The organism is Weissella sagaensis (assembly GCF_005405285.1).
GTDB lineage: Bacteria > Bacillota > Bacilli > Lactobacillales > Lactobacillaceae > Weissella > Weissella sagaensis.
Genome location: NZ_BJDT01000002.1, coordinates 182,565 through 198,156, shown reverse-complemented (window position 1 = coordinate 198,156; position 15,592 = coordinate 182,565). Strand labels below are relative to the sequence as shown.

Below are 15,592 nucleotides of genomic sequence, written 5' to 3'. Positions count from 1 at the left end.
GAACAAGGTGATTTTCTAATGGTTCAAATTGCATTAGATCATATTTACAAAAAGTATGATAACGCGGCGGATTACTCAGTTACAGACTTTAACTTGCATATTAAGGATCAAGAATTTATCGTATTCGTTGGCCCATCAGGTTGTGGTAAGTCAACAACATTACGCATGATTGCTGGATTGGAAGATATTTCACAGGGTGAACTAAAAATTGACGATCAAATTGTTAATGATGAATCACCTAAAGATCGTGATATTGCGATGGTTTTCCAAAATTATGCTTTGTATCCTCATATGTCGGTGTATGACAATATGGCATTTGGGTTGAAACTTCGTAAGTATGATAAGAGCGAAATTGATCAACGTGTTAAAAATGCTGCTGAAATTCTTGGCTTAACAGAATATTTGAAGCGTAAGCCATCTGCCTTATCAGGTGGCCAACGACAACGTGTTGCTTTGGGACGTTCAATAGTACGTGATGCACCCATTTTCTTAATGGATGAGCCTCTATCAAACTTGGATGCTAAGTTACGTATTTCAATGCGTGCTGAAATTGCCAAGTTACATCAACGGTTGAAGACAACAACTATTTATGTAACACACGACCAAACTGAAGCGATGACAATGGCTGATCGTATTGTTGTCATGAAGGATGGAAAAGTCCAACAAATTGGTACACCACAAGAGGTTTACGATAATCCAACTAATGTATTCGTTGGAAGCTTTATTGGTGCCCCAGCAATGAATTTCTTCCATGTGACTTTACAAGATGACAAGATTCGTGAGAATGATGGAAACTTTACCTTGGAAGTGCCTGCAGGTTGTTTAAAGACATTGAATAATAAAGGTTATCAAGGTAAAGAACTTGTCTTTGGTATTCGACCTGAGCATATGCATACTGAAAATACATTTTTGGAAACATTTCCTAATGCAGTAGTGCCTGCTACAGTCGTTGTTTCAGAGTTACTTGGTGCGGAAACACAACTTTATAGTAAGATTGGTGATACTGAAGTAGTTGCGAAAGTTGATGCACGTGATTTTAAGAAGACAGGTGAACAATTTAACATTGGTTTTGATTTAAATCGTGCACATTTCTTCGATCCCGAGACAGAAGTTTCTGTATATTAATGTAATAGTTAAGATAAAATGTAAATCCGAATAATAAAGGCTGAATCGTCAGCCCTTTATAAGGATAATAAAAACGAACATGGCGCTAATAAGCAATACATGTTCGTTTTTTTAATACATGCTTTTTTATTAGATAATGCATATTATTAGGATGTTAAAAATATTTAAGCTATAATTAATTTTAGAGGATTATTTTTTCTATTCAGAAAAGGATATTAGGAGGAATTAACATGACAATCAAAAATGTTACTATTGCAGGTGGTGGTGTATTGGGAAGTCAAATTGCTTTCCAAACGGCTTTTTCAGGATTTAATGTCACATTGTATGATATTAATGATGCAGCAATTGCGCACGCAAAAGAATTATTAGCTAGCTATGTACCGGAATATCAAGCATTTTATGATGATGGTGATAAAGCAACGGCTGTCATTGAGCGTATGTCATTTAATACAGATTTAGCACAAGCAGTCGCTGATGCAGATTTAGTTATTGAAGCAATTCCAGAAAGTGTAAAAATTAAAGCCGATTATTACACGCAATTATCAGAGGTAGCACCTGAAAAGACAATTTTTGCGACGAATTCATCAACATTTTTGCCTTCACAATTTGTGGAATATGTTGATCGACCTGAAAAGTTTTTGGCTATTCATTTTGCTAACCAAATTTGGAAGAATAATAACGCCGAAATTATGGGACATGCAGGAACTGCCGATGAATATTTAGACGAGTTGGTTGCTTTTGCTAAGGATATTCGTATGGTCCCATTCCGCTTGTATAAAGAACAACATGGTTATATTTTAAATTCTTTGTTGGTACCATTGTTGGATGCTGCCCAAAAGCTATGGGTTAATGGGGTGGCTGATCCACATACGATTGATAAGTCATGGATGATTGCAACTGGTGCACCACAAGGACCATTTGCAATTCTTGATGTCGTTGGCTTGAACACACCATATAATTTGTCATTGGCGAAAGCTGAAGATGACGAAGAACAAGCACGCATTGTCAAAGCATTGAAGGAAATGATTGATGCTGGCAAGACGGGTGCTGCTGCAGGTGAAGGCTTCTATACTTATCCAAATCCTGAATTTACACAAGATGATTTCTTGAAATAAAAATAATTTATGAATTAGCTTTATAGCAAGTCTGATACTGAATCAGACTTGCTTTTTTTATAAGTCTTGACAAGTAAGCGACATCTCGATAGACTTGAGGCAATTAGTAATTGGAGGGGTTATAATGAGTCAATCACTACGAAACTTAACAGTATGTTTTTGTCGAGCAACGCGTTTTTGCGATGTTCGGCCTGTTAAGTGTCGTGTTTTTTGAGAAATATAACACAACACTAATAAATATAAGGTTGATATTAAGCTAAGAGCGCGATTTCTGTATGTAAAGCAGGATATCGGGCTCTTTTTTTGTTCATAATATAAAAAATGGGGTAATTAATAATGGAATTTGATACAAAATTGATTCATGGTGGTATTAGCGAAGACGAATTTACAGGGGCAACGTCAATCCCAATTTATATGGCATCAACGTTTCATCAGCAGACAATCGGGGCAAGTAAATATGAATATTCACGGTCAGGGAATCCGACAAGAGAAGCTGTTGAAAAACTAATTGCTGATTTAGAGGATGGAACGGCAGGTTTTGCTTTTGCATCTGGCTCAGCAGCCATTAATACAGTTTTTTCACTTTTTTCTGTTGGTAATCATATCATTGTCGGTAACGATGTGTATGGTGGGACATTTCGACTAATTGACGCTGTATTAAAGCGCTTTGGGATGACATTTACGGTTGTTGATACACGTGATTTACAGGCAGTTGAACAAGCAATTACGCCACAAACGAAAGCCGTTTATTTGGAAACGCCAACTAATCCATTATTACGAGTAACTGATATTGCAGCCATTGCATCACTTGCTAAAAGTCATAATATTTTAAGTATCATTGATAATACATTTGCATCGCCTTACATTCAAAAGCCCCTTGATATGGGGGTAGATATTGTGTTGCATAGTGCTTCAAAGTATCTGGGTGGTCATAGTGATGTCATTGCGGGTCTGGTGGTTACCAAGGATGTTGCTTTAGGTGAAAAAATTGGTTATTTGCAAAATGCCATTGGTAGCATTTTGGCCCCCCAAGAAAGTTGGTTATTGCAACGGGGAATGAAAACATTAGGTTTGCGGATGCGAGCACACTTGCAAAATACCCAAGCGGTGTTTGATTATTTAGATAAGCAACCATTAGTTAACAAGATTTACTATCCGGGTAATCCTAAAAATCCGGATTATGCTGTGGCTAAAAAGCAAATGAATGGTTTTGGAGCCATGATTTCATTTGAATTACAGCCCGGATTAGATCCACAATTATTTGTTGAACAGCTAAAAATTATTACATTAGCGGAAAGTTTAGGGGCGCTTGAAAGTTTAATTGAAGTGCCAGCGATTATGACACATGGGGCTATTCCACGCGCGAAACGTTTGGAAAATGGTATTACTGATGAATTAATTCGTTTATCAATAGGTGTTGAAGATATCGCAGATTTGTTAGCAGATTTGGATCAAGCATTTCGTAAGTTAGCATAAGTATGACGAGTTCAAGCAGTTGATTCAATTATGATATGATGAAAATAACGATAATTATTTTTTGATCTTAATTGGGGATGATGTTTATGGCAAAGTACAATAAAATTTTAGTAACAGGTGGGGCAGGATTTATTGGCACAAATTTTGTGCGTTATGTCGTAGCTAATCAGCCAGATGTTCATGTGGTGGTGTTAGATAAATTAACGTATGCCGGTAATGCAGATAATTTAAAGGATTTACCAACTGAACGTGTGCAACTAGTTGTCGGGGATATCAACGATAAACAGCTAGTTGATCAGTTGGTTCAAAAAACACAAGCCATTGTTCATTTTGCAGCTGAAAGTCATAATGATAAAGCATTACATGACCCTAGTATTTTTATGCAGACCAATTTAATGGGAACGTTTACTTTGATTGAAGCGGCTCGTAAATATCATGTGCGTTTTCATCATGTTTCAACCGATGAAGTCTATGGTGACTTACCCTTACGACCAACATTACCTAAATTCGATAAATTTACCACGAGTTCACAGTATCGGCCGTCATCGCCATATTCAGCAACCAAAGCAGGGGCGGATTTGTTAGTACGAGCCTGGGTACGGTCGTTTGATTTACAAGCGACTATTTCGAATACATCAAATAACTATGGTCCATATCAACATATTGAAAAATTTATACCCCGGCAAATTACAAATGTTTTGAGTGGTATTCGGCCAAAATTATATGGTAATGGTCAAAATGTACGTGACTGGATTCATGTATGGGATCATGTTGCTGGTATTTGGGCTATTTTAGAACATGGTGAAATTGGTGCGACCTACTTATTGGGAGCTAACAAAGAATTAAATAATTTAACAGTGCTACAATTAATTTTACAAAATATGGGTCAAGACCGGTGTGATTTTGATTTTGTTGCCGATCGACCTGGTCATGATTTGCGTTATGCAATTGATGCAACCAAAGCACAACAGGAATTAAATTGGCAACCACAATACACAGATTTTACGGCAGGCTTGCAACAAACAGTTCGCTGGTACCAGAATCATCAAAGCTGGTGGCAAGCAGACAAAACAGCGGTTGAAGCAAATTATGCTAAGCATGAACAATAAATATTAGCGTATTTTTGGTATTGAAAAAAGTGTAAAATGAATACTATACAGGGAGGGTGAATAATATGTCACAAATTAATTTAGGTGGTTCTGGTTTGATGGTACCCCAAATCGCATTGGGTGTTATGCGTATGGGTGATAAGACCGAGGCACAATCACAAGAAGTCGTTGAGACGGCATTATCAAAAGGCGTTAACTTTTTTGATACAGCTGATATTTATGGAAATGGTGCATCAACTAAGAGTTTGGCAAAGGCTTTAAAGGCTGTTGGGGCTGCACGTGAAGACATTATTTTGCAATCAAAGGGTGGTATTTTATCAGATGCAGGTCCAGTTGCAGATGATGGTATTTTGGGGCCACGCTATGAGTTTTCAAAGGAGCATATTATTGCTTCAGTTGATGCTGAATTGGCACGCTTAGACACAGATTACTTGGATGTTTTCTTGTTGCATCGTCCAGATGTGTTGATGCAGCCTGAAGAAATTGCGGCAGCTTTCAATGAGTTAGCCCAACAAGGTGAAGTAAAACAATTTGGTGTTTCTAACATGAATCCATGGCAAGTGGAGTTAATTCAATCAGTAGTTGACCAAAAATTGGTAGCAAATCAATTGCAATTTGGTGTGATGCATACAGGGATGGTGGATGCTGGCCTACATGTTAATATGGCTGATAGTCGTTCAGTTGATCATGATGGTGGTATTTTACCTTATTCACAATTGAAGAATATGACTATTCAGGCATGGTCACCATTCCAATATGGGATGTTTGAGGGCCACTTTATTGGTAATGATAAGTTCCCTGAATTAAATATGAAATTGCAAGAAATTGCTGATAAGCACCACTCAACTAAGAATGGTATTGCGGTTGCGTTTATTTTGACACATCCAGCAAGTATGCAGGTGATTCTTGGTTCAATGACGCCAAGCCGTTTAGTTGAAATGATTGATGGGCAAAATGTACAACTATCTCATCAAGAATGGTACGACATTTACTTTGCTGCAGGTAATGATTTACCATAAAAAAGCATATAATAAGCCCCCATAAGTTAGTGTTAGCTAACTTATGGGGGCTTATTTAAAAGGTCATTCTAGTGTGGTTTATCGCAACTCAGTATAACGGACTTAACCTATTATTTAAATGGACTTGTGTGTTCACTTGAATTCATGATTTTATTTTGTCGTATACTAAAGATAAGATTATAAAAGGCACGCCACTGATTTTCAGAAGGCTTACTTTTCCAAACAATTTGATGAATGGACAGTTCTGGATTTAAAGTGTCGGTTAAATAAATTTCAGTATTATTAGTGACATTTTTATCAATTGTAATGTGTAAATCTCCTAGAGTGTTGAAAATATCAGAAATATAATCATTTAAAATACGACCAGATGTAAAATCAATAACGATATGAACTTGCAAATCTGTATGACGCATTACTAATTTTGGTAGGACAACTAAGCTGTAAATTTTATTAATTTCAGAAATTTCAATAGCATTAAAAGGTGATGTCGTCGTGTGCGTCACCATATCGATGAATTCATGAATAAGACTATCGGCCTGTGGATTCATTGGGACTATATTATGTTCTTGTTTTGTAGAGTAGTGAAATAAATCAGTTTTAAAAAATGGGCTTAATACTCGGGCATTAACAATCGCTAACTTGTTTTGTAAATCAGAAAGGTCAATGTTTTTACCTTGCTTATCAAGCAGAAAGGCAACATGCTGCATCTGTCGTTGGGTTACAGCTTGATTAATTGTGTTTTCTTGTATAAAATCCAAATGTTTGTTGGGTAAACTGTATGTCGTAATTAGAAACGTAATATAATATCTGGTTGCGATTTCAGCATCCTCTTTTAAAAGATGCCATTTTTTATGCAGATGGTTCATAAACAAGAGCAATTCATTTTGTGATGTTAATGTAACAAGATAAGATAAATCACTTTTTAATAAAGGTGCGTTATTTTTAGCTCTTAATAAGTTCACTAAGCCAAAGTATTGGAAATTTTTTTGCTGACTACGTGAGGGATTAATATGCCAAACTAGCATTGCATAATTGGCAGTTTGTTTCATTTTAATGAAATCAGCATGTTGGGTTAAACTGTCGGGTGAATAATCAAAATATGAAAAATACACTAAAACAGTATGAATATAATAACGCATAAAAATTTCACTTTTTTTAAGGAGCCTAATTTTTTCTAAACCAATGGCATTGTTTAAATTCTTTTTAAGTCTAAAATATGTCGCAGTACTGATGCCGACAGATTGTTGAAATTCTGCATCAGACTGATTATACATGTTTAAAAAAGTATGCAAAAAAATCTGAAAAGGTAGTGAATTATAAGCTTGTTTATTGATGATTTTTGTAATGACAGCATTATTAATGTTATTTGTAAATAAGCAATCATTTTCAAAAATTAGGGTTACCTCTGGAAATTGTTGGGCAATGAGCACAGCGTTTTTACTAACTATGTTAGCTTTGTATACACTAATATCTAAAAAGTCTGCTATTTCATTCAATGTATGTGATGGTTCGCGATGACTTTCAATAAATTCAAATAATTGAATGACGAGACGCCGCTCTTTATCAATAAAAGGCATAAACTTTTCAATCACGACTGAGCCCCCCTCTCTAGAATTTTTGCAATTAAAGTATAATTAAGAACTAAATTAACACAAAAAAAGTCATGTATCATCTATAATAGTGTAAATTATGTTACTTTTATTGTAAAAACAAAACCATAACTATTGCATTTTTTAAAATAAAAATAAAAACTGATACTTTTAAGCTTTGTTTATTGTTTGGAAGTGAATTTAGAACATAAAAGGATGTTATTAAATAATAACAATTAATGAAAAAATGAAAAAAATAACAACGATTTTAATCGAGATAATATTAGGAATAGTACTAATACTTGGTATAGGATATGCAGCTTATCAATACAACTGGTTTGGGATACATGGGCAAGTTGTAAAAGAAATACAATCACACAAGACAACAGTAGATACCACACCAATTAAAAAAAATAGTGACAGACAGGCAATTATGCGTCGTTTAATGCGTGATACACAACCAGGGTTACAAAAACAAGGTTTTGTGAGTGTACCACAAGTTGGTATTTTAGAACCAATATTTGATGATGCTTATTCAAAAAAAGGACTGAATGCAGGCGCTAATTATGCAAATCGAACGCAAAATGATCCACAAGGGACACAAGCGCCAGTAATGGGGCAGGGTAATTATGGGTTAGCCAGTCACAATTTTGATGATGGCTTAACTGGTTTTAGTGGCTTGCAACAGCATTATCAAGATGATGCGCCTTATTTAGTGGCTGGCAAACGGCATGAAAATAAATGGTTAAATAATAAGCCAATTTATTTAGCAAATGCCAGTGGTATTTATGAATACCGTATTGCCAGACAAAAGGTTGTTACTGCTGATAACGTCAGTGTTTTAAATACGACTAACCGTGCCCAAGTGACAATCATTACCTGTCTATTTCCTAGCACGCAATTTCGAATTATCACAACCGGGTATTTGACAAAAACATATACTTGGGGAAAAGCGCCTAGTCGCGTTGTTCACTACTTTGATTTAACGAAGCAACCAACGAATGCACATGCAGACTGGTTTAATCCAGGAATTGAAGAAGGCAGTAATGGGGATGCTGGTGGTACAAAGGTAAAGTAAGTTACTTTACGATCTGATTAGTGTTGCGTTATGATGTATCTGTACTTACTAATAGAAAGGCGGGAAGTCATGAAAGTATTAGTTATTGGGGCACATGGTAAAATTGGTCAAATTTTGACTAAAAAATTACATGATAGTCATGATTTTGAAGAGATTGCTGGGTTACGTACAGCAGATCAACAACATGCTTATGAAGCAGTTGGTCTACAAACCGTTACACTTGATTTAGAAAAAGAACAAACTGATTTAGAAAATGTGATGCAAGGTGTAGATGCTGTTGTGTTTACTGCTGGATCAGGTGGCAAAACAGGACCAGAAAAAACAATGATGATTGATTTAGATGGTGCTGTTAAGAGTATTAAAGCTGCTGAAAAGCTTGGCGTTAAGCGTTTTGTTATTGTTAGTGCAATTAATGCGAATAAACGTGAATTTTGGTCATATGGGCGTCATGATTTAGGCGCAACTGGTAACTTTTATTATGCAGCAAAGCACTATGCTGATTTATATTTAGAGCACAGTAACCTAGATTACACGATTTTACGCCCTACGTTATTATTAGATGATGCAGGAACGGGCAATGTAACAGTGGTAGATGATCTAGCAACTGTTGCTTCACCCAAAATGAAAATTCCACGTGCTGATGTTGCAGAAACGATTATGGCTGTATTGCGTAATCAAAATACTGTGCGTCGTTCATTTGATTTGGATGGTGGGGATACACCGATTAAAGAAGCGATTAATGATTAGACGGTTATTGTTTTATCTAAAAAATTAGTTAAGACCTGTTCTCGCTATGAAAGTGAGGACAGGTCTTTTGAATACAGGTGGTTTGTATTTTATATTTTGGGTGTGTAATCAACGTCAAGTGTGGCTAAACGTTCTTTTTCCCATGAAAACATCATTTCAATGATGGGCATGAGTGATTGTCCAGTAGATGTTAATGAATAAAAGACAGCTTTGCGATTGTTTACCAAATCCTCCTGACGGGAAACAAGACCGTCTTCAACTAATTCATTGAGTTGTTGTGACAATACTTTGTGGGTAGCATGGTCCAGTAATTTTTGAATTTCGCCAAAGCGCATAGTCCCATCATGTGATAAATGGTAAATAATGACAATTTTATACTTACCTGAAAACATGGATAGTGTGTATTCTTTGGCGCAACTAAAATCTTTTTTCTGTACTTTTTCAATCGCATATTTTCTTACAATGTCAGTCATAATTATCTCCTATTTGATACGCAAACTCATACGCACAAAAAAGTGCGTTATTGTGTTATGGTACTTTTAGGTATAAATTATATACCATAATCAAAGGAGGATGTTAATCATGGCAAAAGAAGTTGCAGTTGTCGTAACTGACTTAGTTGAAGATGTTGAGTACACAGAACCTGTTGAAGCGATCAAGGCTGCAGGACACAATGTCACAACAATCGGATTTGAAGAAGGTACTGTTGAAGGTAAGCACGGCACTAAGATTACGATCGATAAGTCAATCGCTGACGTGAAGCCGGAAGATTTTGACGCACTATTCATTCCTGGTGGCTTTTCACCTGACCAATTGCGTGCAGACCAACGTTTCGTTGATTTTACTAAGGTATTCTTGGCAAAGAATAAGCTAACAGCAAGTATTTGCCACGGCCCACAATTAATGATCCAAACTGGTTTGGTACATGGTCGTACAATGACGTCATACTTAACTGTACAACCTGATTTGTACTATGCTGGTGCACGTATTGAAGATGAATCTGTTGTTATTGATGGTAACTTGATTACAAGTCGTGAACCAAAAGATATTCCAGCATTTAACGAAGCAGTTGTTAAGGCTTTGGCATAAGTAAATTAAACGTTCAATATATGAATGTTTACGAAATGAAAAACACGTGTTTGGCGTTAGCCGAAACACGTGTTTTTTGTATGTCAGTCATTTTTAGTGAAAGTATCGCGATAAACTAGGGTCGGTGTGACTAACGTTATTTCTTGCGATTGATTATGGAAGGTTATCATATCGTATAGTTTATTAAAACTAAGTGTGACCAGGTAATCAATATCAATGTGAAATGTTGTCAATGATGGTTGCGTGTAGGCAGCGCTGGGACTGTCATTAATACTAATGATGGCTAAACGTTTCGCTAACTCAGGGCTAATTTCGTTTAAGGCATCTAAAACACCAATGGCAAGTGAGTCAGATGAAATAAACAAAGCATCCAACGCTAACCCAGTTTTTAATTTGTTGGCAATTTCCGTGCCTATTTCATGACCACTAGAAACTGTAAAGTCACGTGCTTTGAATAATAATTCATCATTGTATAACGCTGCATCTGTCATGATGTTTTTAAAGTAATTTAAGCGACTATCTAGACGAACAATTAAGTGGCTAGGTGTATTGACATCCCAATATTGGCCAGTGACAATGCCAATATTTGTTAATTGCCGTTGAATGAATAAATTAACAGCTTTAGTTGTGGCGTATTCTAAATTAGGTTGTACAGAACTAAAGTGTTCAGGTTCAGGATTACTATCGATAAATAGAATATGTGAGAAAGCTGTATTTATTTCGATAAGTTGTGCATCATCAAAATAACCGACCGCAATAGCACCATCGAACTTGGTTAAATCTTGATTTTCAAGGTGGTTTATAAAGGTGACATCTATATATTCATCCTTAGCATGTTGCACAATGCTACGACGTAAATCGTAGTAATAAACATCTTCAATTTCACGTTGCGGATTTAGTGCAAATAAAACAGCAACTTGGTAAGTTTTCTTTGTTGTTGTTTGTGGTAATGGGTAATGTAGTTTTTTTGCAGTAGCCAATATTTTGTTGCGAGTTGCATCTGATACGGAAAGGGTAGCGTCATGATTAAATAATCGAGACACAGTACTCTGTGAAAAGCCAGATATCAATGCGATTTCTTTAATCGAAGTCATTAAATAATCCTTTTCATATAATAAGTAAATAAATTTACTAAATAACACTATATCATTTGCTGAAACCGCTTACAATTAAAAGTAACGGTTAATTAGCAAAGATAAGGATAACGTTGAGGTTAATTATGACACAAATAAAGGAATTTATACACGGTGGTGATTATAATCCTGAGCAATGGCTGGACCATCCAGAAATTATTGCCAAGGATTTTACATATTTTAAAAAAGCACACATTAATACCATTACAATTGGCATCTTTTCTTGGGCAAAATTAGAACTAAGCGAAGGTGAATATAATTTTGGTTGGCTTGATGAAGTGTTTGATCGAGCTGAGCAACAAGATATGAATGTTATTCTAGCGACACCAAGTGGAGCACGACCACGGTGGGTTGCTGAAAAATATCCAGAGGTATTACGAGTTGACGAGAATGGACAACGGGCTTTGTTTGGTGAACGACACAACCATTGCTACACTAGTCCGGCCTATCGACAAAAGGTGCAAAATATTGATCGGAAATTAGCCGAACGATATGGGAAGCGCAAAAGTTTGATTTTATGGCATGTTTCAAATGAATTTGGTGGACAATGCTATTGTGATTTATGTCAGGCGGCATTTCGTAAATGGGTACAAGCTAAATATCAAACTTTAGAAAATTTGAATAAGGCATATTGGGCAACATTTTGGAGCCATACGTATACCAGCTGGGATCAAGTTGTTGCGCCGTCACCACGTGGTGATGAAAATTTATTAGGTCTTAATTTAGACTGGCATCGTTTTGTTTCTGAACAAACAATTGATTTCTTTGAGGCAGAAGCACAGGTGCTACGAGAAGTGACACCGAATATTAAAATCACGACGAATTTCATGGGTGGTAATCCAGATGATGAGCATGTGTTCTTTGATTTAGATTATCAAAAGTTTGCGCAGCATGTGGATGTTATTAGTTGGGATTCATATCCAAGTTGGCGTAGTGATGCTAAGACAACTGCTCAATTAGCAATGAATACGGCTGTGATGAATGATGTTATGCGTAGTTATAAGCATGATAATTATATGATTATGGAAAGTACGCCATCACAGGTAAATTGGCATCCAGTTAATCGACCAAAGGCACCAGGCATGCATCGTATGGGTGTGTTACAAGAAGTTAGCCACGGTTCAAATGCTATTAATTATTTCCAGTTGCATCAGTCACGAGGCTCATCGGAAATGTACCATGGAGCTGTTATTGGCCATGATTTAAGAGATGATACCCGGATATTCAAAGAAGTGACGCAGGTTGGTGAAAACTTAATGGCGTTGCAACCAGTATTAGATACAACAGCGCAACAAGCAAAGGTAGCGATTGTTTATGATTATGACAATATGTGGGCTTTGAGTGATGTACGTAATTATGCAGGTGAAACAATTAAGTATTGGCGTACTATTCAAGAGCAGTACCAATATTTCTGGGAACATGACATACCAGTTGAATTTATTAGTACACAAGATGATTTGTCTACTTATCAATTAGTCATTGATCCCATGCATTTTTTGATGACAACAGACTTTGCGGATAAGCTTAATGCGTATGTCGCACAAGGTGGTACGTTAGTGGGATCATATATTTCAGGGCAAGTAGATGAACGTTATTTGGCTTATCTTGGCGGCTGGTTAAAGCCATTGCATGAAGTTTATGGTATGGAACCGATTGAAACAGACACATTATATCCTACGCAATCAGTAGCTGTTGCCGATACGACGCAACAAGTACAAGCGCATGATTATGCAACGATTATGGAACTGGATACGGCGCAGGCATTAGCACATTATACCAGTGATTGGTATGCTGATTCACCAGCAGTAACTGTCAATAAATTTGGTAAGGGAGCAGCGTACTATGTGGGTGCCCGTTTTGACCAAGCATATTTAGCAACTTTCTATAAAAAGATTGTGACTGATTTGCAATTAGAACCAGCATCACCGATTGAAAAGATGACAAAGGCGATTCATGTCAATATACGTGAAGATAACAATCAAGCATATTTCTTTGTCCAAAATTTTGCAGATAAAGCAACAACGATAACCATCACAACACCGGTTATTGATATTTTGACAGGTGAAGAAATAGCAGTCGGTAATCATCAAATGGCAGCATATGATGGTTTAGTTTTAGTTAAGAAAAATTAACGGAGAAATAAGAGATGAATAGGACGAGTTATAAGGAGCGAATTAGTTTCGCTCTGGGGAATTTAGGGCATTCAGCATTTTATGGGGCATTAAGTACTTACTTTATTGTGTATGTGACATCAAGTATGTTTGCTGACTTAGCACCATCTGTTGCGAATAAACTGATCGGATTAATTACATCATTAGTTGTGATTATTCGTTTAGCTGAGGTTGTATTAGATCCGATTTTAGGAAATATCGTTGATAATACGGAATCTAAATATGGGAAGTTCAAACCTTGGTTAATGATTGGTACGATTGTTAGTGCAATTCTGTTAATTGTTAGTTTTACAGGATTATTTGGGTTATCAAAAATTAGTCCATTATTGTTTGCAATTTTATTTGTCATTGTCTTTGTGGCATTAGATATTTTCTATTCGTTTAGTGACGTTGTTTACTGGGGAATGGTACCAGCGATTTCTGAAAGTAGTTCTGAACGTAGTGTATTTACAGTGTGGGGTAGTTTCACAGGAACGATTGGTTGGAACGGATTAACAATCATTGTGGTACCGATTACAACCTACTTTACTTACTTGGCAACTGGTAAGCATGAACAAGGTAGTGCAGGATGGCTAGCATTTGCCGTTATTATTTCAATAATTGCTATTCTATCTGCAGCAGCTACTGCATGGGGGACTAAGGAAAAGAACAACGTTATTCGTGAGTCGGCCAATAAAAAAAACGTCTATTAAAGATGTTTTCCTTGGCATCGCGCATAACGATCAAATGTTATGGACCTCATTGTCATACCTATTGTATTCAGTTGCATATGTGGCAACAAATGGTGTTTTGTTCTATTACTTCAAGTATGTTTTAGACAAACCAAACCAATTCTGGATTGCCGGTGTGGTTGCGACTATCGTTAGCTTCTTTACAGCACCATTATTTGGTATGTTAAACAAGTTTGTAACACGTAAGGTTTTATTTAGTATCGGTCAGATTTGTATGATTTTGGCTTATGTTATTTTCTTAACAGCTCATGACAACCCAACATTGGTAACGGTAGGATTAGTACTATTCAACTTTAACTATGCACAATTAGTGACGGTCTTAACACTGACAGACGCTATTGAATATGGTCAACTACAAAGTGGTAAACGTAATGAAGCAGTTACATTATCAATTCGACCACTATTAGATAAAATTTCAGGGGCCTTCTCAAATGGAATTGTTGGATTTATCGCTGTGACAGCCGGTATGACGGGATCAGCAACTGCCAAAGATATGACAGCAAGTAATATTCATACTTTTGAATTGTTTTCATTCTACACACCATTAATTTTGGCTGCAGGATCATTACTTATTTTCTTGTGGAAAGTAAAGTTGTCTGAAAAAGCGCACGCACAGGTTGTTGTTGAACTAGAATCAAAATTAGCAACTGAAGAGGGCATTACCACACCAACAAATGTCGTGACACAACAACAGTTGATTAGTGCACCAACTAGTGGTGTTATCACATCGTTGGCTGAATTAAATCAAGCACAACCATCATTAGACTTGTTTGAGGGTACGGGTTACGTTATTCAACCAAGTGATAATAAAGTTTATGCGCCATTTGATGGTAAAATTCGTTTTACATTTTCAACACAGCATGCTTTTGGTATTGAATCTGAAAATGGGCTAGCTGCAATTATTCACGTTGGTATGGGGACTGTTAACCTAAGAGGTGCTGGTTTTGATTTGCATTTCATTGATGGTCAAGAAATCCATCAGGGTGATTTGTTGATGACGTTTGATCGTCAATTGTTTGAAGCAAATGGCTATGAGGATACAATTGTGATGTTCTTTGTTGATCCTAAACGTATTCAAAATTTTGCGGTTGATGAAAAACATGTACAGCATGGTGATGATCTACAACCAATTTCTTTTAAATAATTAAGATAAAGCGACTTGGAAATGTTGATTTTTAAGTCGTTTTTTTGTGCAGTTATGAAGAACGAA

12 protein-coding genes and 1 pseudogene are annotated in these 15,592 nt (G+C 36.3%); 10 read left to right on the top strand and 3 right to left on the bottom strand.

Annotation, left to right across the window (positions count from 1 at the left end; all coding sequences use genetic code 11):
- The first annotated feature begins 18 nt into the window (after positions 1-18).
- The 5 genes from FFM55_RS03515 to FFM55_RS03495 all read left to right on the top strand — a co-directional run bounded on the left by FFM55_RS03515 (position 19) and on the right by FFM55_RS03495 (position 5,844).
- Positions 19-1,125 (top strand): ABC transporter ATP-binding protein, encoded by a 1,107-nt coding sequence (locus FFM55_RS03515; protein ID WP_042493063.1) that lies wholly within the window; start codon positions 19-21, stop codon positions 1,123-1,125.
- Positions 1,126-1,337: 212 nt separating this feature from the next.
- A complete protein-coding gene (locus tag FFM55_RS03510) occupies positions 1,338-2,240 on the top strand; it encodes a 3-hydroxyacyl-CoA dehydrogenase (protein WP_228179995.1) in 903 nt (300 codons plus the stop codon).
- Between the two features lie 336 nt (positions 2,241-2,576).
- Positions 2,577-3,716 (top strand): trans-sulfuration enzyme family protein, encoded by a 1,140-nt coding sequence (locus FFM55_RS03505; RefSeq protein WP_042493060.1) that lies wholly within the window; start codon positions 2,577-2,579, stop codon positions 3,714-3,716.
- Positions 3,717-3,802: 86 nt separating this feature from the next.
- On the top strand, positions 3,803-4,825 hold the full coding sequence (gene rfbB, locus FFM55_RS03500; RefSeq protein WP_042493058.1) for a dTDP-glucose 4,6-dehydratase: 1,023 nt from the start codon (positions 3,803-3,805) through the stop codon (positions 4,823-4,825).
- A 65-nt stretch (positions 4,826-4,890) separates the two neighbouring features.
- Complete coding sequence (locus tag FFM55_RS03495; RefSeq protein ID WP_137600503.1) at positions 4,891-5,844, top strand: aldo/keto reductase; 954 nt, start codon at positions 4,891-4,893, stop codon at positions 5,842-5,844.
- A 110-nt stretch (positions 5,845-5,954) separates the two neighbouring features.
- Here FFM55_RS03495 and FFM55_RS03490 read toward each other — a convergent pair whose 3' ends face one another.
- The gene (locus FFM55_RS03490) at positions 5,955-7,436 is read right to left on the bottom strand and encodes a hypothetical protein (RefSeq protein ID WP_137600502.1); all 1,482 of its coding nucleotides are present in this window, start codon (positions 7,434-7,436) and stop codon (positions 5,955-5,957) included.
- A gap of 244 nt (positions 7,437-7,680) precedes the next feature.
- Here FFM55_RS03490 and FFM55_RS03485 point away from each other — a divergent pair, with 244 nt between their 5' ends.
- Positions 7,681-8,511, top strand: coding sequence for a class A sortase (locus FFM55_RS03485; protein ID WP_137600501.1), 831 nt, complete (start codon positions 7,681-7,683; stop codon positions 8,509-8,511).
- 69 nt (positions 8,512-8,580) lie between these two features.
- Positions 8,581-9,258 (top strand): SDR family oxidoreductase, encoded by a 678-nt coding sequence (locus tag FFM55_RS03480; RefSeq protein WP_137600500.1) that lies wholly within the window; start codon positions 8,581-8,583, stop codon positions 9,256-9,258.
- Between the two features lie 89 nt (positions 9,259-9,347).
- Here the strand turns inward: FFM55_RS03480 and FFM55_RS03475 are convergent, their stop codons facing one another.
- Positions 9,348-9,731: a winged helix-turn-helix transcriptional regulator gene (locus FFM55_RS03475; RefSeq protein ID WP_137600499.1), complete on the bottom strand. Its 384-nt coding sequence runs from the start codon at positions 9,729-9,731 to the stop codon at positions 9,348-9,350.
- A gap of 109 nt (positions 9,732-9,840) precedes the next feature.
- On the opposite strand from FFM55_RS03475, the gene FFM55_RS03470 reads away from it, so the two are divergent.
- A complete protein-coding gene (locus FFM55_RS03470) occupies positions 9,841-10,347 on the top strand; it encodes a type 1 glutamine amidotransferase domain-containing protein (RefSeq protein ID WP_042493048.1) in 507 nt (168 codons plus the stop codon).
- Between the two features lie 83 nt (positions 10,348-10,430).
- On the opposite strand, the gene FFM55_RS03465 is transcribed toward FFM55_RS03470, so the two are convergent.
- Complete coding sequence (locus FFM55_RS03465; protein WP_042493047.1) at positions 10,431-11,441, bottom strand: LacI family DNA-binding transcriptional regulator; 1,011 nt, start codon at positions 11,439-11,441, stop codon at positions 10,431-10,433.
- Between the two features lie 125 nt (positions 11,442-11,566).
- On the opposite strand from FFM55_RS03465, the gene FFM55_RS03460 reads away from it, so the two are divergent.
- Together FFM55_RS03460 and FFM55_RS03455 are read left to right on the top strand one after the other, a co-directional pair.
- Positions 11,567-13,612, top strand: coding sequence for a beta-galactosidase (locus FFM55_RS03460; protein ID WP_042493046.1), 2,046 nt, complete (start codon positions 11,567-11,569; stop codon positions 13,610-13,612).
- 14 nt (positions 13,613-13,626) lie between these two features.
- A pseudogene (locus tag FFM55_RS03455) lies at positions 13,627-15,526 on the top strand (sugar MFS transporter).
- Positions 15,527-15,592: the final 66 nt, after the last annotated feature.

Coding starts and splice junctions, on each gene's coding strand:
- FFM55_RS03515 (WP_042493063.1), top strand. CDS start 19: ATGGTTCAAATTGCATTAGATCATATTTACAAAAAGTATGATAACGCG.
- FFM55_RS03505 (WP_042493060.1), top strand. CDS start 2,577: ATGGAATTTGATACAAAATTGATTCATGGTGGTATTAGCGAAGACGAA.
- rfbB (WP_042493058.1), top strand. CDS start 3,803: ATGGCAAAGTACAATAAAATTTTAGTAACAGGTGGGGCAGGATTTATT.
- FFM55_RS03495 (WP_137600503.1), top strand. CDS start 4,891: ATGTCACAAATTAATTTAGGTGGTTCTGGTTTGATGGTACCCCAAATC.
- FFM55_RS03485 (WP_137600501.1), top strand. CDS start 7,681: ATGAAAAAAATAACAACGATTTTAATCGAGATAATATTAGGAATAGTA.
- FFM55_RS03480 (WP_137600500.1), top strand. CDS start 8,581: ATGAAAGTATTAGTTATTGGGGCACATGGTAAAATTGGTCAAATTTTG.
- FFM55_RS03475 (WP_137600499.1), bottom strand. CDS start 9,731: ATGACTGACATTGTAAGAAAATATGCGATTGAAAAAGTACAGAAAAAA.
- FFM55_RS03470 (WP_042493048.1), top strand. CDS start 9,841: ATGGCAAAAGAAGTTGCAGTTGTCGTAACTGACTTAGTTGAAGATGTT.
- FFM55_RS03465 (WP_042493047.1), bottom strand. CDS start 11,441: ATGACTTCGATTAAAGAAATCGCATTGATATCTGGCTTTTCACAGAGT.
- FFM55_RS03460 (WP_042493046.1), top strand. CDS start 11,567: ATGACACAAATAAAGGAATTTATACACGGTGGTGATTATAATCCTGAG.